This is a genomic window from Clostridium uliginosum (assembly GCF_900112485.1).
GTDB classification, from domain to species: Bacteria; Bacillota; Clostridia; order Clostridiales; family Clostridiaceae; genus Clostridium; species Clostridium uliginosum.
The window spans coordinates 207,946-230,225 of sequence record NZ_FOMG01000002.1; the positions used below are offsets into that span (position 1 = coordinate 207,946).

Here is a 22,280-nt window from a genome sequence, read left to right on the forward strand (position 1 = left end):
TAATATATATTGAATATTACTTTTTTAATTTGTTTTTAAACTAAAATATTGTTCTGGATTAACTTGTTCTCCCTTAGCATTAATTACTTGTAAATTTAAATATTCTCCAAATTTTTCTGCATCAAATAACTTAGCAGTTTCTCCAACTTTACCAATAACTTGATTTGCAGAAACCTTTTCTCCTGTTTTTACAGATACATCTTGATCAAGATTACCATATCTTGTCTTTAATCCATTTGCATGTTTAATCTCTACAACTATACCTTCCTCAACCCCTGCATTTCCTACAGTTTCAACAACACCATCTGAAGCTGCTTTAACTTGAGTACCAACTTTAGCTGTTAAGTTTATTCCCCTAATGCTCCTATATATATTATCTTCAACCTTTACTGGTTTAGGATAAGTATATTCTCTACTTATAGTCCCATCTAGAGGATTAGATAACTTAACAGTTTTAGTTGTTGAAGCAACACTTTTAGAGTTGTCTTTAGTAGCTGTAGTCTTATTTAATTGACTATTATCAGCAGACTTCTCTACTCTCTCCGCATTTGGAATTTCATTTGTTACGCTTTTATCATTAATATTTAATGTTATCTCCTTTTCTGCCTCTTGTACTTTAGTCAATTCCTTTTGACTATTAAGTCTTTTATAAGAAACAGTTCCTACTGCTGCCATTATACAAAGGCACAGAAATAAAGCGATATAAAAGCTTTCCTTTCTAAATAAATCTTTAAACTTATGTTTAAAATTTTTGTCCATATTAACACCTCCTTTTTTCATTATTTCCTTTTTTAATAAATTAATACATAAATACCCTTTTTTATAAAATTATATTTAATTTATTTTATTTATTCTAAATAAGATAATAAAAAAATAGCCTCTAGAATTAATATTCTAAAGACTATTTTTACAATTTTACTTATATAATATCTGCCTAATTTCCACTCCGTTATAATAATGTGTTAATATTTCATCATATTTTTTTCCATCTTTAGCCATAATGTTTGCTCCCCACTGACTCATTCCAACACCATGTCCATACCCTGTACATTCTATATTTATTGAATTTTTTTCAACACTTAAACTAAAATTAGCTGAATTCAAATTAAATAAACTTCTAAATTCTGTTCCCTTTATTTTTTCTTCACCTATTTTAACTTCCTTTACGCCTCCAGCTTCTGTATAGCTTTCCACCCTAATATTTGATGATAAATTACTCTCAGATATTTTTGCATTTGGATATTTTTTATTAATTTTGCTTATAAATTCTTTCGTACTAACTTTCACTGAACTTTTATACTTAGGAGCAATTTCTTCCCCTTTACTTTCTTCAGATTTAAGATATGGTATATCTGATGAAAACACATCTCTAGCACTCTCTGTCTTTCCAGAACTTACAGCAAAAAATTGTGGATATTCTAATACCTTTCCTTCATATGTAAGAACTTGTCCTTTAGTATCTTCAACTGCCTTTTTAATCTTATCCCAATTCTTATCTGCATCTTTCTTGCTCCAACTTTCCATTCTAGTATCTTTATTCATATAAACTTGACAATGTGTTGTATCACATATTTCTGCATCTTTCTTAGCAGCTTCCTTACATGGATTATTTATTTTATTTACATAAAATGTTCTAGCCGCTACTGCTTGTGCTTTTAAAGCTTCTTCATCAAAATTAGCCGGCACCTCACCTGCAACTACCCCTATAATATATCCTTCTAAATCTATTGCTTCAACCTTATCTTCTGACTTTTTATATAATTTAACTTTTTTATCTTTTAGGAGTTCAATTTCTAAAGATTCCTTAACTACACTATTATTGATATTAAATGGCTTTAAACTCTCTAAATTAAAATTTAATAAGAATATAGGTACTATTATTAGCATTGCAATAATAATTAAACTCATGCCAATAATGAGTTTAACATCTTTATTTATTTTCATTCTTAATATCCTCCCTAAGTCTATATAAATACATATATGCTTAGAATTTAGAATTATGTTAAGTATTTATTTTTAGGTAAACTTAAAGAGCCAGAGATTTACTCTAGCCTTTATCATATGAAAGAAAATAACAAGTCAAATATGCGTAGCATACTGGCTTGTTATTTCTTTTAATATACCTTAATTTCTATACATCAATTCTATAAATATCTGCACCTAATTTTCTAAATTTTTCTTCTACATTAACATATCCTCTATCTATATGATAAATATCTCCTATTTCCGTTTGTCCATCCGCAACTAACCCTGCCAAAATCATTGCAGCTCCTGCTCTTAAATCTGTAGCTTTTACTTCACATGCTGTTAATTGAGGAACTCCCTCAATTATAGCTGTTCTACCATCAATTTTTATATTTGCACCCATTCTTGCAAGTTCTGTAACATGCATAAATCTATTTTCAAATACAGTTTCTGTTATGACACTGGTTCCTTCTGTTACTGATAATAAACTCATCATCTGTGCTTGCATATCTGTTGGAAATCCTGGATACGGTAATGTTTTAATATCAACAGCCTTTTTAATTCTGCTTCCATCTACAATAATAGAATTATTTTTATATTCACTAAATACAAGTCCACATTCTTTTAGTTTTTCTATAACGGGCCTTAAATGTTCTTCATTTACTCCATTAATTTTTATTGTACTATTTGTTATTCCTGCCGCTATCATAAATGTTCCAGCTTCTATTCTATCGTATATTGGTGTATACTCTATCCCTTTTAAATCTTTTACTCCATGTATAGTAATTTTTCCTCTTCCTGCACCTTCTATATTAGCTCCCATTTTATTTAAAAATCTAGCTAAATCCTCAATCTCAGGTTCCTGTGCAGCATTTTCTATTATTGTTGTTCCTTCTGCTAAAACTGCTGCCATTAAAATATTTTCTGTTGCACCAACAGAAGGAAAATCTAGATATATTCTATTTCCGATTAATTTCTTTGTTTTTACTTCTACAAATCCATATCCCATTATTATATCTGCTCCAAGTAACTTGAATCCCTTGAGATGTAGATCTATTGGTCTACTTCCTATGTTACACCCTCCTGGTAATGATAATTTACAGTATCCAAATCTAGCAAGCATAGCTCCCATAATTAAAAAAGATGCTCTCATCTTTCTAATAAGTTCTGTATTAGCATCAATTGGATTTATATTACTAGTATTAATTTTCAATTTATCATCTATTTTAGAAAAATCAACTTCACAATTTAATTCTCTTAATAACTTGCAAATAACCTCTACATCTTCTAGCATAGGAGCATTATTTATAACAATGCTCTCTGGACATAATATAGTGGCTGCAATTATAGGTAAAATTGAATTTTTAGCACAACTTATATTAACTTCACCTCTAAGTTTTTTTACACCATTAACTATTATTTTTTCCATATTATCCTCCATAATGAATTGTTAAACATTCCAAAAAAATAATGATCCAAAAATTCGTAGCATATCTTTTAGTCATACTATTAGTTAATTCTAGTGATATAGTATAACATACAAAATATACACGAATACTGGTTTATTATTTTATTTAAAATGTATTAGTATGTTGTGAATATTATTGGTGTACCAATAATTATATACGAATTAGTATTATAGTTAGCTAGTGCAAAATTAACTTTTTCTCCACTTTTTAAAATTCCAGTTCCAGTATAACCATTATTAATTTCTATTACATCTATATCTTTCAAATATTCTAGATTAATAACTTCGTCTACAAAATTCTTATTTTTTTCTTGATTTATTTCACCTTTATAATATAAAAAAGTTTGCATGTCTTCTGTATCTTTATTTTTTAACTCTTTTAATATCTTTTTTAAATGTATCGTTTTATATTGAGGATTTATATTTATTAATATAACTTCAACATAAGTATAATTGTCTACATTCCATAAATTTATATTAACATTAAAGTCATTATTTAGAATTTCAAACTTATTTTTATCGATTTCCTTATAAATACCTTTAATATTATTCATTAAATTTTCTTTTACTATTAAATATTCTGTTTTAATATCTTTTTTTATTTTAAATTGGATTTTTACACCATTCTCCTTAAATTGACTTTTATTAATCACGCTAGTTTCCATATCTTTAAATGAGTTATTAATTATATGTTTATTTGAAACAGCTCCCATGTTTAAGAATGATATTAATATAAGTAATAATATACTAACTTTTACTTTCACACTTATACCCCCTACTCATTCCTTTAATTATGCTCAGCTATTCCATTTTTTATTCTGTTTTTTATTTGAGTTTATAATATAATATATAATTATCTTATTAATTTGTGCTAATTTAATAAAAAATTTGAAAGAAAGTAATCTCTAAACATAAAAAAAGCTTAAGAGGTAAATCCTCTTAAGCTTTTTTTATAATTTTTTTAGTTTTATTCTCTGATTTGCTCTCATTAATGCTAATTCTGCTCTTTTTTCATCATAATTATTTCCACTAAATAATCTCTTTTCAGCTCTTTCTTTTGCTTTTTCAGCTCTCTCTAAGTCTATATTCTCTGAAAATTCAGCGGAATCACTACAAATTATTAGTTCATTCTTAGACATACTTGCAATTCCCTTTGAAACAAACACTTTTTGATTTTTTCCTTTATCATCTGTAAATTCTACAATACAAGGTACTATATTTGTTATTATATCAGCATGATTTGCCAATATTTCCAAATTTCCATTACTATTCTTTAAAAATATTTTTTCCACTTGATTATTGTAGACATCATTACTAGGTGTAACAATCTTTAATAAAAAGGTATTAGGCATATTATTCATCTCCTTACGCTAAATCTTTAGCTTTTTGTACAGCTTCATCAACTGATCCAATGAATAAGAATGCTGATTCAGGTAAATCATCATATTTACCTTCTAGAATTTCCTTAAATCCTTTTATTGTTTCTTTTACTGGAACATATTTTCCTGGCATTCCAGTAAATTGTTCACCAACTGTAAATGGTTGTGATAAAAATCTTTGTATTTTTCTTGCTCTAGATACTATTGCTTTATCATTATCTGATAATTCATCAACACCTAAGATAGCTATAATATCTTGTAGTTCCTTATATCTTTCAAGTATATGTTTAACTTCTGTAGCTACATTATAATGTTCTTCTCCAACTAATCTTGGATCTAATATTCTAGACGTAGATTCTAATGGGTCTACAGCTGGATATATACCAAGTTCAACTATATTTCTAGATAAAACTGTAGTTGCATCTAGATGAGAGAATGTTGTAGCTGGTGCCGGATCTGTTAAATCATCAGCTGGAACATATACTGCTTGAACAGATGTAATAGAACCACTTTTTGTTGATGTAATTCTTTCTTGAAGCGCACCCATTTCTGTAGCCAATGTTGGTTGATAACCAACAGCTGAAGGTATTCTTCCAAGTAATGCTGATACCTCAGAACCGGCTTGAGTAAATCTAAATATATTATCTATAAATAATAATACATCTTGACCTTTATCTCTAAAGTATTCTGCCATAGTTAATCCAGTTAAAGCTACTCTCATTCTAGCACCTGGTGGCTCATTCATTTGTCCAAATACTAAAGCGGTCTTTGCAATAACTCCAGAATCTTTCATCTCATGGTATAAATCATTACCTTCTCTTGATCTTTCACCAACTCCAGTAAATACTGATAATCCACCATGTTCTTTAGCTATATTGTTTATCAATTCTTGAATTAAAACTGTTTTACCAACTCCAGCTCCTCCAAATAAACCTATTTTACCACCCTTTTGATATGGAGCAAGTAAATCTATAACTTTAATTCCTGTTTCAAACATTTCTGGTTCAACTGCTTGATCTTTAAAGCTAGGTGCTGGTCTATGAATTGGATATCTTTCCTTTATATCAACAGCTCCTGCATTATCAATAGGATTTCCTAGAACATTAAATAATCTTCCTAGAACTTCTTCTCCTACTGGAACAGAAATAGGCTTTTCTGTATCAACAGCATCCATTCCTCTTTTTAATCCTTCCGTTGCTTCCATAGCAATTGTTCTTACTATATCATCACCGACATGTTGTTCAACTTCAACAACTAATTCTCTTTCTCCCATATCAATACTGATTGCATTATATAAATTTGGAAGAGAATCTGAATCAAATTTTATATCTACTACCGGTCCAATTACTTGAACTACTTTCCCAATCTTACCAGGCATAAAATACCTCCTCACTATTTTTGAGCTTCTGCTCCTCCAACTATTTCAGATATTTCTTGTGTAATCATTTGTTGTCTAATTCTATTAAACTTAAGGTTTAAAGCAGACAATATATCATTTGCATTTTTTGTTGCTCCATCCATCGCTACCATTCTCGCACTTTGTTCACTACATTTAGAACTTAATAAAATATTTCTAAGTTTACCCTTTAGATAAATGTTAAGTGCATCATTTAATACTTCTTCACCCTCTGGTTCGATTATGCATTCTCCTGATTTACCTTCTATCTTATCCACTGGCAAAATATTAACTGCTTTAGGTTCTTGTTTAACTGGAGAAATGAAATCTGAATATACAACTTTTACTTCTGAAACTTCTCCTTCTTTATACATCTTAAGAGCTTTTTCAAAAATAATTTTCACTTCTTTTACACTTGGAATATCCGGAATATCTACATATTCAGCTATTGTTTCAAGACCAAATCTTCTAACATAGCTGACTCCTTTGCTTCCTACTATAATAATTTTTATATTATCTTTTTCATCTCTAACTAAAGTCTCTAAGTAAGACACTATACTTCCATTGAATCCACCACACAAACCTGAATCAGATGACATTAATATATATAATTTATCTTTGCTATTATTAGCTTTAAAATAAATATTTTCCTCATCCTCAAAAATAGTTGATGCAAGATTTTTTACAATTTTTTCAGTTGATTCAACAAACTTTTGATTTACTAATAACTCTTTTCTAGATTTTCTTAACTTAGAAGTGGCAACAAGCCCCATAGCATTAGTTATTTTTCTTGTATTTTCTACTGACTTAATTCTTCTTTTGATTTCAATAAGTCCAGCTGCGCCCATGCGTTCTACCTCCTAAAGAAGGGCATAGCTTAAATTTAAGCTATGCTTCTTGTAAAAATATCTTTTTAAACTCAACTATTGCTACTTCTAATCTTGTTTTAAGATCAGCACTTAAAGTTTTATTAGTAATAATTTCTTTTTCAACATCTCTATAGTGTGTATTTACATATTCTAAGAATTCTTTTTCAAATTTCTTAATATCTGTAATCTTAATGTCTGATAAAAAGTCATTAACTACTGCATATAATATAATAATTTGTTTTTCTACTTCTAATGGTTTGTATTGATCTTGTTTTAAGATTTCAACTAATCTCTTACCCTTTTCAAGTCTTCTCTTTGAATCTTTATCTAAATCTGATCCAAATTGTGAAAAGGCTGCTAATTCTCTATATTGAGCAAGTTCTAATCTTAAAGTACCAGCTACTTGTTTCATAGCTTTTATTTGAGCATTACCACCAACTCTTGATACTGAAATACCTGCATTTACTGCTGGTCTTTGTCCTGAGTAGAATAAATCAGACTCTAAGAATATTTGACCATCTGTAATTGATATTACATTTGTTGGTATGTAAGCTGTGATATCTCCAGCTAGTGTTTCTATAATTGGAAGCGCTGTTAATGAACCGCCACCTTTTTCTTCTGATAACTTAGCTGCTCTTTCAAGCAATCTTGAGTGAATATAGAAAACATCTCCTGGATAAGCTTCTCTGCCTGGCGGTCTTCTAAGAAGTAGTGACATTGTTCTATAAGCTACTGCATGTTTAGAAAGATCATCATATACAATTAGTACATCTTTTCCTTCATTCATAAAATATTCTCCCATACTACATCCAGCATATGGAGCAAGATATTGTAATGGAGCTGAATCTCCAGCTGTAGAACTTACTACTATACTATAATCCATAGCACCCATTTCAGTTAAAGTATTAACTATATGAGCAACTGTAGATTGCTTTTGACCAATAGCTACATAGATACATATAACATCTTTTCCCTTTTGGTTTAAGATAGTATCTATAACTAAAGCTGTTTTACCAGTTTGTCTATCACCTATTATAAGTTCTCTTTGACCCTTACCTATTGGAATCATCGTATCAATAGCCTTAATTCCTGTTTGTAAAGGTTCATTAACTGAACTTCTATCTATTATACTAGGAGCTGCAACTTCTACTGGTCTTATTTTATCGGTTTTAATTGGGCCTTTGCCATCTATAGGTTGACCTAAAGAATCGACAACTCTACCAATTAGAGCTTCTCCTACTGGAACTTCAACAATTCTACCTGATCCTTTAACAATGTCCCCTTCTTTTATACCTTCTTCACTACCTAAAAGAACACAACCAACATTATCTTGTTCAAGGTTTAGGGCCATTCCAAATACATCATTAGGGAATTCTAATAATTCCCCTTCCATACAATTATCTAATCCATAAACCCTTGAAACTCCATCACCAACTTGGATTATAGTACCAGAATCTACTGTTTTTATTTGTTTTTCATACTTCTCTATTTCTTTTTTAATGATAGAAGTTATTTCTTCTGGTTTAATATTCATGGATTCACCTCTATTTCTGTTTAAGCATTAAATCTTTCATTTCTTCTATTTTAGATTTCATAGTATAATCTATTACATCATTTCCAATTCTTACATAGATACCACCTAAAAGGCTTTTATCTACTTCAGTTTCAAATAAGATATTTTTATCATACTTCTTTTCAAAAACATTTTTTAAATTTTCTAATTCTTCGGGTATAAGAGGAATAGCTGTTTTTATTACACCTTTTAAAGTATTTTTTCTTTCAAGATCTATCTTTTCCATCTCATTTAATTTTTCTCTAAGATATAATATTCTATCTTTTTCTATTAATATAAGAAGAAAAGAAAGTAATTCCTCATCAATTTTATCTTTAAAAATATTAATTAAAGTTTGTTTTTTCTTTATAGTACTTATTTGAGGATGTTTTATTACTTCATAAAAATCATGATTATTGTCAATTAAATCACAAATTTCTCTTAAATCTTGTAAATACTTATCTACTTTCCCGTCTTTTTCAGCAACTTGGTAAAGTGCTAATGCATATCGTCTATCTAAATATTCATACATAGCTACATACCTACCTTAGTAATAAAATCTCCAATGAGTTGTCTATGTTTGCTTTCATCCATATTTTCTTCTAAAGCTTTAATTGAAAGCTGCACTGCTAAATCTACTGCTTGTTTTTTTACTTCATACTCTGCTTTTTCTTTTTCTCTTTGTATTTCTACTTTAGCTCTTTCTAGTAATGATTTTGCCTCTTCATTAGCATTGTCTATAATTTCTTGATATATCTTATTACCTTTTTCTTTTTGCTTTTCAGTAATCTTTTTTCCTTCTTCTTTTGCTGATTGAAGAATTCTTTGATTTTCTAATAAATACATTTTAGCCTTTTGAGAATCCTCGTCTGCTTTAATTAACTTTTCATCAACATAATTTTGTCTTTCTTCAATTGTTAATTGAATCTTTTCCCAAAAAAAGTGTTTTAATATAAGAACAAGAATAAAAAAGTTAACTAAGGTCATTAGTACTATTGAAATATCAATATCCATATACTTACCTATATCCTCCCTTCGGAGTCAATATAATCAACTCATACAAATTTATTATTTTGCTAATATCATGAATGTAATTCTTAAGCCTTTGCTAATATCATTAATGCAACTATTAAACCATAAATTGCTGTTGCTTCTGCAAGACCAGCTCCTATAATTAATGCTGTTTGGATTTTACTTGCTTCTTCTGGTTGTCTAGCAATTGCTTCAGTAGCTTTTCCTGTGGCTACCCCAATTCCAATTCCTGCTCCAATTCCTGTTAATACAGCAATACCTGCTCCTATAACTGCTAAATTCATTATAACTCCTCCTTAAAATAATTGAAATTTAATTAATGTTCTGCGGTTGTCTTAATATTAATCATAGTCAACATAGTAAATACTAGCATTTGAATTGATCCATCAAACAAATCAAAATATCCATGTACTATTATTGGTGCACCAATTTGAGCTATCATTGCTACTTTTCCTAGCGCTTGATATACTAAATCGACTAAAATTGTTGCTGCTAACATGTTACCAAATAGTCTGAGTGCTAACGATACTGGAAGGACTAATCTTTCCATTATATTAATTGGTAACATAACAAAATATGGGTGTGAAAGACCTTTTAAATATCCCCCTGGACCATTTTTCTTAATTGCATTTATGTTTACAACTAAAAAGGTTGTAATTGCAAGTCCAATGGTTACACTTAAATTTTGGGTTGCGGGTGGTATACCGATTAAACCAGTAAAATTTAAAACTAATAAGTAAACAATTAATGTTCCTATATATGGTATAAATCTTTCATAACCTTCCCCCATAGTACTATTAACAAGTGTTTTTATTGATTCATAAATTTTTTCTAAAGCAGCTTGCTTTTTACTTGGATTTTGCTTTAGATTTCTTGTTAATAAAGAAGCTCCTATCCATAAAATTAAAATTACTACCCATTGAATAATTATTTCCTTTGTAATATTAATGGGGAAATTTCCAATTTTAAAGGAATATATAGGCATACTAGGTTCCAACCTAAACACTTCCTTTCCTGTTTTTTATGCAATTAGCTATTAATAATATATAATGCGAAATAAATCCAAACATATAATAAGACATAATTGTTATATCATTTATAAAAAACATTGAAATAGCAATTATTAAAATTATCCTTATAAATGAAATTATTGGAATGTATTTATTTCGTTTATTATATTCTAAAGAATTTATAGTAACATATCCACTTACTATAAAGTTTATCAAAGATATGCTTATTCCAATCAAATAGATTTCTGCATATGTGAAAGATGAAATTAACCATATAAGCAAAGATATTATAACTCCACTTATTAAATCACACTTTACCATATCTTTAAGAAACTTATTTATTCCTTTATTCATGAATATCTCCTCTTAACCTTCGATATGAGATATTATATCTCCATCTTAAAGTTTAACAAAACCTAGTTTTTAATAATAAAGTGCTATTTATGGCTATTAAACTTATTTAGCACTCATATTCTTGCTAATACGCAATCAAAGTTTTCTTTTATTCATTTTTCGTCTAAAATAAATTTATTTTTATTTCATCCTTCAATTGACAGAATATTCTATTATATGAATTATGGTAGTAATTTTCCTGATAACATTTTCATTTTTGTTTTTATGGAAACAAAAAACAAAAATTCAAATTAAAGTGTATTATTCTAAGTATTTTTATTTTTTAATTAATAAAGCATTCTTTTTTTTTTATACTAATGAATACAAATAAATGAATTTATGCAATTATTTATTTTCATAAAAGAATATATCAAGAACGCTTTAAGTGCTTATGCAGACAGTATTAAGTAGTATTGAAAATACGTTAATTGATAATTTCATTTTATATCTTGCATATAATTTTAAATATCTATTCATATAATGTTAAATTTAATAATAATAGTTCATTTATTAAAAGTTTATTGTATTATATATGTTCTACTTTAAATTATTAATTATTCAATATTTCAAAAAAATCTACTTCTAAAGTTATTTACAACTTTGTAATTTACTATATAAAATAAAAGTCGTTATAATACATAGTATTATAACGACTTTATATTTAAAAGAATATTAACAAATTTTATAATCTTTCAACTATAATAGCTGTTCCCATTCCTCCACCTATGCAAAGTGTTGCTAAACCTTTTTTAGCATCTCTCTTTTCCATTTCATGAAGTAATGAAACTAGTATTCTTGCACCTGATGCTCCAACTGGATGTCCTAATGCAATTGCTCCACCATTAACATTTACTTTACTCATATCAAATTTTAAATCTTTAGCAACTGCTAAACTTTGAGCTGCAAAAGCTTCGTTAGCTTCGATTAAATCTAAATCATTAACTGTTAAGTTAGCTACTTCTAAAGCTTTCTTAGTTGCATGGAAAGGTCCGTATCCCATTATAGCTGGATCTAATCCTTTTGATCCATAAGAAAGGATTTTAGCTAATGGCTTAAGTCCTAATTCTGCTGCTTTATCAGCACTCATAACAACAAAAGCTGCTGCTCCATCATTAATACCTGATGCATTACCTGCTGTTACAGTACCATCTTTGATGAAAGCTGGTTTTAATTTTGCTAATGCTTCAATAGTTGTTCCAAATCTTGGGAATTCATCTGTATCAAATACTTTTGGATCTCCCTTTCTTTGTGGAATAACAACTGGAACTATTTCATCTTTGAATTTTCCTTCTTTAATTGCTTTTTCTGCTTTAAGTTGTGATCCTAAAGAAAATTGGTCTTGTTCTTCTCTAGTTATTCCCCATTGTTTAGCGATATTTTCAGCAGTAACTCCCATGTGATAATGATTAAATGCATCCCATAATGCATCATTTATCATTGTATCAACCATCTTGCCATCGCCCATTCTTTGTCCCCATCTAGATGTGTTTAAAGCATATGGTGCAGCTGACATGTTTTCCATACCACCTGCAACGATAACATCAGCGTCTCCAGCTTTAATCATTTGAGCTGCTAAACTAACTGCTCTTAATCCTGATCCACAAACCTTGTTAATTGTCATAGCTGGAACTTCTTGTGGTAATCCTGATTTTATTGTTGCTTGTCTAGCTGTATTTTGTCCTAGACCTGCTTGAATTACATTACCCATTATAACTTCTTCAACTAATTCTGGCTTAACTCCAGCTTTATTTACAGCTTCTTTAATTACTGTAGCTCCTAAATCTACTGCTGAAACACCTTTTAATGCTCCACCAAAACTACCTACAGCTGTTCTAACTGCACTTACAATAACTACTTCTTTCATGTTTAAAACCTCCTAAAAATTATATATATTTAATATTCATTTTCGTTAAATTATTAACATAATATAATTATACATATTATCTTTTTATTTAGCAAGAGTTAATTGTTAAAATTTAAACAAAGTTTATCTTTTAAATTCATCTACCTCTTTTTTACTTAGATTGAAATATTTCAATATAGCGTCTGCTATCCTTATAGATGCTACACCATCCCCATATGGATTTGCTGCTTTACTCATCCTATTATAAGCTTCTACATTTTTAATTAATTCACTTGCTTCATTCACTATTTTATCTATATCAGTACCAACTAATTTAACTGTTCCATACTCTACAGCTTCTGGTCTTTCTGTGACATCTCTCAATACTAATACAGGTTTTCCTAAATGTGGCGCTTCTTCCTGCAATCCACCTGAATCTGTCATAACCATAAATGATTTATTCATTAAATTATGGGTTTCCTTAGTATCTAATGGCGGTAATAAATGTACTCTATCCAATCCTCCAAGTTCTTTAAATACAACGTCTTTAACAACTGGGTTTAAATGAACTAAATATACTAATTCAACATCTGAATTATCTTTTACTATCTTTTTTAAAGCATGACAAATATTTTCTATGCCTTGACCCCAATTTTCTCTTCTATGAGCTGTTATCATTATAATTTTTTTATTAAAATCTATTTTTTTCAAATATTCATTTTTAAATTCATATTCATCTTCAACTGTATGCATCATAGCATCTATTACAGTATTACCAGTAATATATATATTCTTTTCTTCAATTCCTTCTCTTAATAGATTTTCTTTTGATCCTTTAGTTGGTGTAAAGTGTAAATCTGCTAAACTCCCTGTTAATTTTCTATTCATTTCTTCTGGAAATGGAAAATATTTATTGAAAGTTCTAAGTCCTGCTTCTACATGCCCTATCTTTATTTGTTGATAAAATGCTGCTAAAGATCCTGCAAAAGTTGTTGTTGTATCCCCATGTACTAATATCATATCTGGTTTTTCTTGCTCAAAAACTTCTTCCAGTCCTTCTAGAACCTTATTAGTGATTCCTGTTAGGGTTTGTTTTGTTTTCATTATGTTCAAGTCAAAATCTGGTTTGATATCAAATAATTCTAAAACTTGATCTAACATTTCTCTATGTTGAGCTGTTACACAAACCTTTGATTCAATTTCTTCTCTCTTTTCTAGCTCTTTTACTAAAGGAGCCATTTTTATCGCCTCTGGTCTCGTACCAAATATTGTTATCACTTTTTTCTTGCTCACTTTATTTCCTCCTAACTCTACTATAACGTATTTTAGGCATCTCAAATAAATAACTAATCAGTCTTATTGTCTTTTTATATTACATCAGCAAACACAACTAATGACATCAGTATTAACTGCCTTCACTTCATTTGTCTAGTTCAAAAATCCTAAGAATTTTTGACTAGTTATTTATTTTACAATACCTTCTATATGGAATTATTCTTCAATCTAGATTTTACAACAATATTCTACATAATATTTATGTTTATAATCTGAACATTATATCATGCTATATTCTTAAATATATATTATAATCTACTATTTTCAATATCCTAGATTATTTTTAATATTTAAAGAATCATCATCTTCTATCCATTGCACCACACTTATTTTTCTATATGTATTTTTATTATCTCTTATAACAACATAATCAATGCCTGAATTTATAATTAGTCTTTTGCACATTGAACAAGAATTAGCATCTTTAACATATTCTTTTGTATTAACATCTTTACCAACTAAATATAATGTAGCTCCAATCATGTCTCTTCTAGAAGCACTAATTATTGCATTAGCTTCACTATGTACACTTCTGCAAAGCTCATAATGAGTTCCTCTTTGAACTTGAAGTTTTTCTCTTATACAACTGTTTATGTCTATACAATTTTTTCTTCCTCTTGGTGCTCCAGTGTATCCAGTAGAAATTATTTCATCATTCTTAACTATAATAGAACCATAATTCCGTCTTAAGCAAGTACCTCTTTCTAATACAGTTTCAGCAATATCTAAATAATAATTATCTTTAATTCTTCTATCCATTTTATATTCTCCCAAAAACAATATTATATATGTTGATTATACCATACTACCTTTAAATTATTAACAAAGTTAAAAAGGATACTTACAAAAAGTATCCTCCTTAATATTACTTTATTATAAAATAATACTTATTTAGTTCCAAATAACCTATCTCCAGCATCTCCAAGACCTGGAACTATATAACCTTTTTCATTCAATTTTTCATCTATTGAAGCTATGTACACATCTACATCTGGATGTTCTTTTTGCACTACTTGTATACCTTCTGGTGCTGCTATTAAACTCATTAATTTTAAATTTCTAGCACCTTTTTCCTTAAGCATAGTTAATGCGTCACATGCTGACCCGCCTGTCGCAATCATTGGATCAACAACTATAACATCTCTTTCTTCAATGTCTTTAGGAAGTTTACAAAAATATTCTACTGGTTTTAAAGTTTCTTCATCTCTATATAATCCTATATGTCCAATTTTAGCTGCTGGTATTAAACTAAGTACTCCATCAACCATTCCAAGTCCAGCTCTTAATATAGGCACTATTGCCATCTTTTTCCCTGCAACAATTTTGCATTTAGTTTTACAAACTGGAGTTTCAATTTCTACCTCTTCCATATTTAAATCTCTAGTTACTTCATAAGTCATTAACATTGAAATTTCTTTAACTAATTCTTTAAAATCCTTAGACCCTGTATCTTTGCTTCTTATCATTGAAAGTTTATGAAGTACCAACGGATGGCTTATTTCTGTTACCTTACTCATTTTATATTCCTCCTAATATTTAATTATTATTGAAAAAACAACAAACTAATATTTTGTTATATTTTAACTGATTATTTTTAAGTCTCTTATTTATAATATTTTTTTTCTATTTCAGTAATCTTATTTATTCTTTTAGCATGTCTATCACCTTCAAATTCAGATGATATAAAAGTTTTTACTATATCTAATGCAAGCCCAGTTCCAACAACTCTTTGTCCTAAAGTTAATATATTTGCATTATTATGCTCTCTAGTTGCATGTGCACTAAAAGTATCTGAGCATAATGCAGCTCTAATTCCAGGAACTTTATTTGCACTAATGCCTATTCCAATCCCTGTTCCACAAATTAATATACCTAATTCATATTTTTTTGATACAACAGACTCTGCTACTGGCAATGCAATATCAGGATAATCACAAGACTCCTTTGAATATGTACCAAAATCTTTTACTTCATGGCCTTCAGCTTTTAAAAATGTTATTATTTCTTCTTTTAGCTCAAATCCACCATGATCACATCCAATTGCTATTTTCATAGTTTAACCTCCATAATATATATATTTATTCATAAAAAAAGAAGAGAAAGTATGTTGTTAAACTTTATCTCCTTCTATTTTAAACAATAATAAAAATCTTATTTATTATCAAATTCTTCATTTCATACTTCAATAATGTCAAACCCCGCAGCTTTTTTTAATCTATTCATTATAGCTATTCCTACTCCTTTTTCTTCATAAGCTTCTGCTAAAATGAAATCTGCTCCTAAGTCATCACAATGTCTTAGTGCTTCAAATAAATTTTTAGCTACTGTAGATAAATCTTTTATACTTCCTAATACTATTTTAGTACCCTCTGTATATTCTTTTTTATTTTCCTCAACAGTAAGTATACACACTTTTTTATTATTATCTATATAATTGTGTACTATTTGTTGTATTTTTTCAATAGTTTTTTTTCTTTTTCCTGAAATTATTGTAACTTTAGCTTTTGGCGCATAATGTCTATACTTCATTCCTGGTGCTTTAGGCTTTATATTTTTTTGTGGCTTTTGCATTACAGCTTTATCTATTTCTATTCTTGAATCTATTTCTTTTAACATTTCTAATGTTATCCCACCTGGTCTTAAAACTAATGGTGGATTCACTGTACAATCTACAATTGTGGATTCTAACCCTATATTACTTTTATGTCCACCTAATATACAATCTACTTTTCCATCTAAATCTTCTATACATCTCTCTACATCTGTTGGACTCGGTCTACCACTTATATTTGCAGATGGTGCTGCAATAACAGTATTCGTTAATTCGATTAATTTTAAAGCTATCTCATCATTAGGCATTCTAATCCCAATAGAATCTAAATTTGCACTAGTTACATTAGGTATGATGTTTTTCTTTTTTAAAATTACTGTTAATGGACCTGGCCAAAACTTATCTATAAGTTTATGTGCAACTTCAGGAATTTCTTCAACTAATAAATCTATTTCTTTTGATGCAACATGAACAATCAAAGGGTTGTCTTGCGGTCTCCCTTTAGCTATGAAAATTTTTTTAACCCCGTCTTCATTAAGGGCATCTGCGCCTAACCCATATACTGTTTCGGTTGGAAAAGCTACAACTCCACCTTTTTTTATAATCTCAGCAGCTTCTCTTATTTTTTCTTGATCATCAGCAATGTTTTCTACTACAATTATCTTTGTTTCCAAAGTATGTTCCTTCTTTCTTGCTAAACTATTGTTTGTCCTCGTGCAATTTTAATATTTTCAATACTATAATCTGTATAAATAGCCTTAACGCAATTTTTGTATATAGAGTCTAATAATAAGTATTTTTTTAATCCACCTTTTTTTACAATCTGAAAATAATAAGATTTATCAGGATTCAATTCCTTTATCTTTATGTATTCTTCTTCAATTTGAGGATATCTTTTTAAAAAATTTGGCATGACAGATCTTAATAATTTATTCTTAAAGGCTATGCTAGTAATAAGTATTATTTCCATATCATAATCTGATTTATTAGTATGTACTAAAACTACTTTATCACAAAAAATTAGAGATCTATTTGTAAACATTCCAACTTTAAAAGTTAATTTGTTATTAATACATTTATATTCTACTTTATAACCATTAAGTTTAAGTATTATAGCCATTACTATTAAAAACTCGATACACACTAGATAAATTAAATAAAACATATTAGAAATTCCAGCTATTAATAATACTATAGGTAAAACAATTCCAATCATCAACATGAAAATTATAAATCTTTTTATAGATGATTTTTCCTTCTTTATAGCAGTATAAATATTCATACCTTATTCCTCCTATTATTTAAGGCACATGAAAGAAAATAATAGATCAAAGATGCGTCATATATTTCGTGTCAGACAATGAGGTAAGTTATTTTGATAGTTTATCTATTAGCATAACTGGCCACCGTAGTATGACGCAAAATAGACAAACATACTGGTTTATTATTCTTTTAAATTTGCCTAAAAGCCCCACATATTAAAATGTAAGGCTTTCTAAATAATATTTACATATCTCTGTTTCCCATTTGCTTCATTTTTTCAGCTTGATCTGCTGTAATTAATGCATTTATTACTTCATCAATATCACCACTTAAAAAAGCTTCTAATTTATATAAAGTTAATCCTATTCTATGTTCTGTAACTCTTCCTTGTGGATAATTATATGTCCTAATTCTTTCACTTCTATCTCCAGTTCCAACTTGACTCTTTCTATCTTCTGCTATTCCATCAGCTCTTTCTTGTTGAGCTTTTTCAAATAATCTTGATCTAAGAACTTTCATAGCTTTTTCTTTATTTTTCAACTGAGATTTTTCATCTTGACATGAAACCACAAGTCCTGAAGGTAAATGTGTAATTCTAACAGCTGAATCTGTAGTATTAACGCATTGTCCACCATGTCCTGAAGCTCTAAATACATCTATTCTAACGTCTTTATCTGCAATTTCAATTTCAACATCATCAACTTCTGGTAAAACTGCTACTGTTGCAGTTGAAGTATGAATTCTTCCACTTGATTCAGTATCTGGAACTCTTTGAACTCTATGTACTCCACTTTCATACTTTAATTTTGAATATGCACCATTACCTTTTATCATAAAGACAACTTCTTTAAATCCGCCAATATCTGTTTCGTTTAAACTCATTATTTCTGTAGTCCATCTTTGATTTTCTGCATATCTTGTGTACATTCTAAATAAGTTATATGCAAATAAAGCTGCTTCTTCGCCACCTGCACCACCTCTTATTTCAACAAAAACATTCTTATCATCATTTGGATCTTTTGGAAGTAATAATATTTGAATATATTCTTCTAATTTTTGTTCTTTATCTGTTAAAGAAGATATTTCTTCATTTAACATTTCTCTCATTTCTTTATCATTTTCTTCATTTAACATTTCTTTGTTATCTTGAAGATCTTCTGAGACTTGCTTATATTCTTTATATGCATTTACAATAACCTCTAAGTCAGATTGCTCTTTACATAGCTTTCTCCACTCATTTTGATTTTGCATAATTGATGGATCACTAATTTTAACTGATAATTCATCATATTTATTTTCTATAAAAGCCAATTTATCTAATAACATTCAATCACTCCGTATTTCATTTTTCCACATTTTTATCCAATGTATGTGACTCTTGGATACTTCATTCTGCCTTTTAGATGAAAAGACTTTTTAAATTAAATGAACCTCATCTAAAAATTAAGAACCACTTGGTATTATATCATATTTTTTAAGTTTTAATCAATAAGGCACATTAAAATAAATAACAAGTCAGCATGCTAGTCTATTTTGCGTCATACTGTGTCGGTAACACTCCTACTTCTGCAAGTTGGAGTTAGCGACTGCACGCTCCCAAATAACTATTTCTAAGTTTGAGATGAAGCAAAAAACCAACTAAGACTAAGGACTCTGTTTATTACTAATAAAATATATACCTTTTAATTACTTAATTTTCCAATAACTACTCTATCTAAACTTGCAAGGTCTTTAATTACTTTTATATCTTTAAAACAAAATTGTTCCATCAGCATTTTTACTTGTTCTCCTTGATTGTATCCTATTTCAAATGCTAATATTCCATTTTCTTTCAATACATTCTTACTTTGACTTATTATTTTTTTATAAAAATATAAACCATCTTTACCTCCACTCAATGCCGTATGTGGTTCATAGTTTCTTACATCGTCCATTAATTTTTCTATTTCAGCTTCTTCTATATATGGTGGATTTGAAACTAAAATATCATATTTTTTTTCATTTAATATTATTTCATCTAATAAATTACTTCTTATAAATGAAGCTTTATTTCTTAAATTGAATTTTTCTATATTTAATAATGTAACTTTCTGTGGAATTTCATAATAATCGATTAAGTCTACTTTTATATTACTTCTAAAATGAGCTAGCGCTATCCCAATAGCTCCTGAGCCACAGCATAAGTCGCACACTTCTTTTTCTTCATCTTCTTTTATATGCTTTAATACTTCTTCAACTAATATTTCTGTGTCTCCTCGTGGAATTAATACTCCTTCTTCAACATAAAGGTTAAGATTCATAAATTCACATTCATTTAAAATATATTTAACTGGCATTTTATCTTTTCTTTTATTAATTAGTTTAAAATACTCTTTTTCATTTACAATACTTATTTCTTCTTCTCTATGAGTTATTAAATATATTCTTTCTTTATCTATGACATTTCCAAGTAATAGCTCTGCATCTAATCTAGCAGTATCAATATTATTCTTCTTTAAAATATCAGCTCCTAAATTAATTAGTTCTCCAATATTTTTTTGTTTATCTTTAATACCTTCTGCACATTTTAGAGCTGCAATTGCTACTTCAATTTGAAAATTATCTGGTTCCTTTGTAGTTAAAAATTGAAGTTGCATTCCTGGCCATGCAATAATTTTTGATAATGAATTATTATTTTTCCCTAGCCATTTAATTAATTCATAAGTAATTCCAGTTACTATAGGTATAAGTACAAGTCTAAGTATTAATCTTTCGCCAAAACTTCCCCATCCTGTAAATGAAAACACAATAATACTAACAAACATTATTAAAAATAAGAAGTTAGTTCCACACCTTGGATGAAGTCTTGGATATTTTTTAACATTTTCTACTGTTAAATCTTGCATAGCTTCATAACAAAATATCGTTTTATGTTCAGCTCCATGATATTGTAAAACTCTATATATATCATCTAACTTACTGATAATCAGCATGTATACTAATAAAATTACTATCCTAATAATAGCTTCAATTAAATTTAATCCTACATTAGATATTCCTATATTTTTAAAAAGTGTAGCTATACTAGTTGGTAAGATTACAAAAAGTCCAATAGATATAATAATTGAAAACATTAACGTTAATGCCATAATTATATCATTTGACTTTTTTCCTAATTTATTATTAAGCCAGACTTCAAATTTTGAAGGTTCTTCTCCCTCATCAAAAAACGAAGCTGAATAATTTAGTGAATCCATTCCCATCTTTAAAGAATCAATTAACACAAAAAAGCCTCTTAAAAAAGGTATATTAATAATTGGATACTTTTTAGTTATTGGCACATTATTTTCTATCTTTATTTCTATATTTCCTTTTAATGTTCTAACTGCTGTTGCCAATCCATTAGTTCCTCTCATCATAACACCTTCAATAACAGCTTGCCCTCCAACATCACACCTTTTCATTTGCAACACTCTCTCTTACATCATTTTTTTTGAATTTATCAGTTACAGTCTTATATTTATAATAACAATCTCCACATAAAGATTCATAATAAACATCATCTTGCTCATCTATAGCAATTTGTTCTCCTTCAAAAACGAATTTTCCATTAATTTTTCTTCCATTTAATAAGGCTTTTCTTCCACATGCACATATAGTTTTCATTTCTTCTATGCTATGAGCTAATAATAATAATCTTGTACTTCCTTCAAATCCATTCATCTTAAAATCTGTTCTTAATCCATAACATATTATCGGAATATTTAGTCTAACTGCTATTTCAAATAACTCATCTATTTGTTTCGATTTCATAAATTGAACTTCATCAATCAATATACAATCAATATTTGATTTATTATTTAAATACTCAGTAACTAAATCTAAAATATTATCTTCTTTAGAAATCATTAGATCAACTTTTTTTTGTACTCCAAGTCTAGATACTAATTCATCTCCACCTTTATTATCAACTAAAGGTTTCATTATGATAACTTTCATTCCACGCTCTTCATAATTATATGCTACTTGCATTAAATGAGTTGACTTTCCAGAATTCATTGCTCCATATCTAAAATATAATTTACTCATAATTAAATATTCTCTCCTTTTTAACTATCTTAATCGATTATAGCATTTAATACTTCGCTTAAAAAGAGATTTTCTTTCATATTACTTATTTGACTTTTTAATTTTTTTCAATTATATTGACCAGAAAAATACACTATGATATAATCTAGTAGTTAT

At 28.4% G+C, this 22,280-nt stretch carries 23 protein-coding genes; all 23 read right to left on the reverse strand.

Features of this window, described 5'->3' with window-relative positions:
• Nucleotides 1-24 precede the first annotated feature (24 nt).
• Nucleotides 25-759: a peptidoglycan DD-metalloendopeptidase family protein gene (locus BM027_RS02475; RefSeq protein ID WP_090088476.1), complete on the reverse strand. Its 735-nt coding sequence runs from the start codon at nucleotides 757-759 to the stop codon at nucleotides 25-27.
• A gap of 156 nt (nucleotides 760-915) precedes the next feature.
• Complete coding sequence (spoIID, locus tag BM027_RS02480) at nucleotides 916-1,944, reverse strand: stage II sporulation protein D (RefSeq protein ID WP_423230310.1); 1,029 nt, start codon at nucleotides 1,942-1,944, stop codon at nucleotides 916-918.
• 187 nt (nucleotides 1,945-2,131) lie between these two features.
• Nucleotides 2,132-3,394 (reverse strand): UDP-N-acetylglucosamine 1-carboxyvinyltransferase, encoded by a 1,263-nt coding sequence (gene murA / locus BM027_RS02485; protein WP_090088479.1) that lies wholly within the window; start codon nucleotides 3,392-3,394, stop codon nucleotides 2,132-2,134.
• 155 nt (nucleotides 3,395-3,549) lie between these two features.
• The gene (locus BM027_RS02490) at nucleotides 3,550-4,197 is read right to left on the reverse strand and encodes a hypothetical protein (RefSeq protein WP_090088480.1); all 648 of its coding nucleotides are present in this window, start codon (nucleotides 4,195-4,197) and stop codon (nucleotides 3,550-3,552) included.
• Between the two features lie 186 nt (nucleotides 4,198-4,383).
• Nucleotides 4,384-4,785, reverse strand: coding sequence for an ATP synthase F1 subunit epsilon (gene atpC / locus BM027_RS02495; RefSeq protein ID WP_090088482.1), 402 nt, complete (start codon nucleotides 4,783-4,785; stop codon nucleotides 4,384-4,386).
• Nucleotides 4,786-4,798: 13 nt separating this feature from the next.
• Nucleotides 4,799-6,190: a F0F1 ATP synthase subunit beta gene (gene atpD / locus BM027_RS02500; protein WP_090088484.1), complete on the reverse strand. Its 1,392-nt coding sequence runs from the start codon at nucleotides 6,188-6,190 to the stop codon at nucleotides 4,799-4,801.
• Between the two features lie 14 nt (nucleotides 6,191-6,204).
• Nucleotides 6,205-7,056 carry an ATP synthase F1 subunit gamma gene (gene atpG, locus BM027_RS02505; RefSeq protein ID WP_090088486.1) on the reverse strand — a complete coding sequence of 284 codons (852 nt, stop codon included), beginning with the start codon at nucleotides 7,054-7,056 and terminating at the stop codon, nucleotides 6,205-6,207.
• A gap of 40 nt (nucleotides 7,057-7,096) precedes the next feature.
• The gene (gene atpA / locus BM027_RS02510; protein ID WP_090088488.1) at nucleotides 7,097-8,611 is read right to left on the reverse strand and encodes a F0F1 ATP synthase subunit alpha; all 1,515 of its coding nucleotides are present in this window, start codon (nucleotides 8,609-8,611) and stop codon (nucleotides 7,097-7,099) included.
• A gap of 10 nt (nucleotides 8,612-8,621) precedes the next feature.
• Nucleotides 8,622-9,161 (reverse strand): F0F1 ATP synthase subunit delta, encoded by a 540-nt coding sequence (locus BM027_RS02515; protein ID WP_090088489.1) that lies wholly within the window; start codon nucleotides 9,159-9,161, stop codon nucleotides 8,622-8,624.
• A gap of 2 nt (nucleotides 9,162-9,163) precedes the next feature.
• Nucleotides 9,164-9,643, reverse strand: coding sequence for a F0F1 ATP synthase subunit B (locus BM027_RS02520; protein WP_090088490.1), 480 nt, complete (start codon nucleotides 9,641-9,643; stop codon nucleotides 9,164-9,166).
• 83 nt (nucleotides 9,644-9,726) lie between these two features.
• Nucleotides 9,727-9,945: an ATP synthase F0 subunit C gene (gene atpE / locus BM027_RS02525; RefSeq protein WP_090088492.1), complete on the reverse strand. Its 219-nt coding sequence runs from the start codon at nucleotides 9,943-9,945 to the stop codon at nucleotides 9,727-9,729.
• 32 nt (nucleotides 9,946-9,977) lie between these two features.
• Complete coding sequence (locus BM027_RS02530) at nucleotides 9,978-10,658, reverse strand: F0F1 ATP synthase subunit A (RefSeq protein ID WP_090088494.1); 681 nt, start codon at nucleotides 10,656-10,658, stop codon at nucleotides 9,978-9,980.
• 1 nt (nucleotide 10,659) lies between these two features.
• Complete coding sequence (locus tag BM027_RS02535) at nucleotides 10,660-11,025, reverse strand: hypothetical protein (RefSeq protein WP_090088496.1); 366 nt, start codon at nucleotides 11,023-11,025, stop codon at nucleotides 10,660-10,662.
• A 721-nt stretch (nucleotides 11,026-11,746) separates the two neighbouring features.
• Nucleotides 11,747-12,928: an acetyl-CoA C-acetyltransferase gene (locus BM027_RS02540; protein ID WP_090088498.1), complete on the reverse strand. Its 1,182-nt coding sequence runs from the start codon at nucleotides 12,926-12,928 to the stop codon at nucleotides 11,747-11,749.
• 123 nt (nucleotides 12,929-13,051) lie between these two features.
• Entirely contained in the window at nucleotides 13,052-14,200 is a 1,149-nt protein-coding gene (gene wecB, locus BM027_RS02545) for a non-hydrolyzing UDP-N-acetylglucosamine 2-epimerase (RefSeq protein WP_090088499.1), read from the reverse strand.
• 306 nt (nucleotides 14,201-14,506) lie between these two features.
• Nucleotides 14,507-15,001, reverse strand: coding sequence for a deaminase (locus BM027_RS02550; RefSeq protein WP_090088501.1), 495 nt, complete (start codon nucleotides 14,999-15,001; stop codon nucleotides 14,507-14,509).
• A 128-nt stretch (nucleotides 15,002-15,129) separates the two neighbouring features.
• On the reverse strand, nucleotides 15,130-15,759 hold the full coding sequence (gene upp / locus BM027_RS02555; protein ID WP_090088503.1) for a uracil phosphoribosyltransferase: 630 nt from the start codon (nucleotides 15,757-15,759) through the stop codon (nucleotides 15,130-15,132).
• Nucleotides 15,760-15,845: 86 nt separating this feature from the next.
• Nucleotides 15,846-16,295: a ribose 5-phosphate isomerase B gene (gene rpiB, locus BM027_RS02560; RefSeq protein ID WP_090088505.1), complete on the reverse strand. Its 450-nt coding sequence runs from the start codon at nucleotides 16,293-16,295 to the stop codon at nucleotides 15,846-15,848.
• A gap of 122 nt (nucleotides 16,296-16,417) precedes the next feature.
• Nucleotides 16,418-17,467 carry an L-threonylcarbamoyladenylate synthase gene (locus BM027_RS02565; protein ID WP_090088506.1) on the reverse strand — a complete coding sequence of 350 codons (1,050 nt, stop codon included), beginning with the start codon at nucleotides 17,465-17,467 and terminating at the stop codon, nucleotides 16,418-16,420.
• Between the two features lie 20 nt (nucleotides 17,468-17,487).
• Nucleotides 17,488-18,075 (reverse strand): hypothetical protein, encoded by a 588-nt coding sequence (locus BM027_RS02570; RefSeq protein ID WP_090088509.1) that lies wholly within the window; start codon nucleotides 18,073-18,075, stop codon nucleotides 17,488-17,490.
• Nucleotides 18,076-18,299: 224 nt separating this feature from the next.
• The gene (gene prfA / locus BM027_RS02575) at nucleotides 18,300-19,382 is read right to left on the reverse strand and encodes a peptide chain release factor 1 (protein WP_090088511.1); all 1,083 of its coding nucleotides are present in this window, start codon (nucleotides 19,380-19,382) and stop codon (nucleotides 18,300-18,302) included.
• Nucleotides 19,383-19,738: 356 nt separating this feature from the next.
• Nucleotides 19,739-21,499 (reverse strand): peptide chain release factor N(5)-glutamine methyltransferase, encoded by a 1,761-nt coding sequence (gene prmC / locus BM027_RS02580; RefSeq protein ID WP_090088513.1) that lies wholly within the window; start codon nucleotides 21,497-21,499, stop codon nucleotides 19,739-19,741.
• Nucleotides 21,486-22,124 (reverse strand): thymidine kinase, encoded by a 639-nt coding sequence (locus BM027_RS02585; RefSeq protein WP_090088515.1) that lies wholly within the window; start codon nucleotides 22,122-22,124, stop codon nucleotides 21,486-21,488. The genes prmC and BM027_RS02585 overlap by 14 nt, the downstream gene beginning before the upstream one ends.
• Between the last annotated feature and the right edge of the window lie 156 nt (nucleotides 22,125-22,280).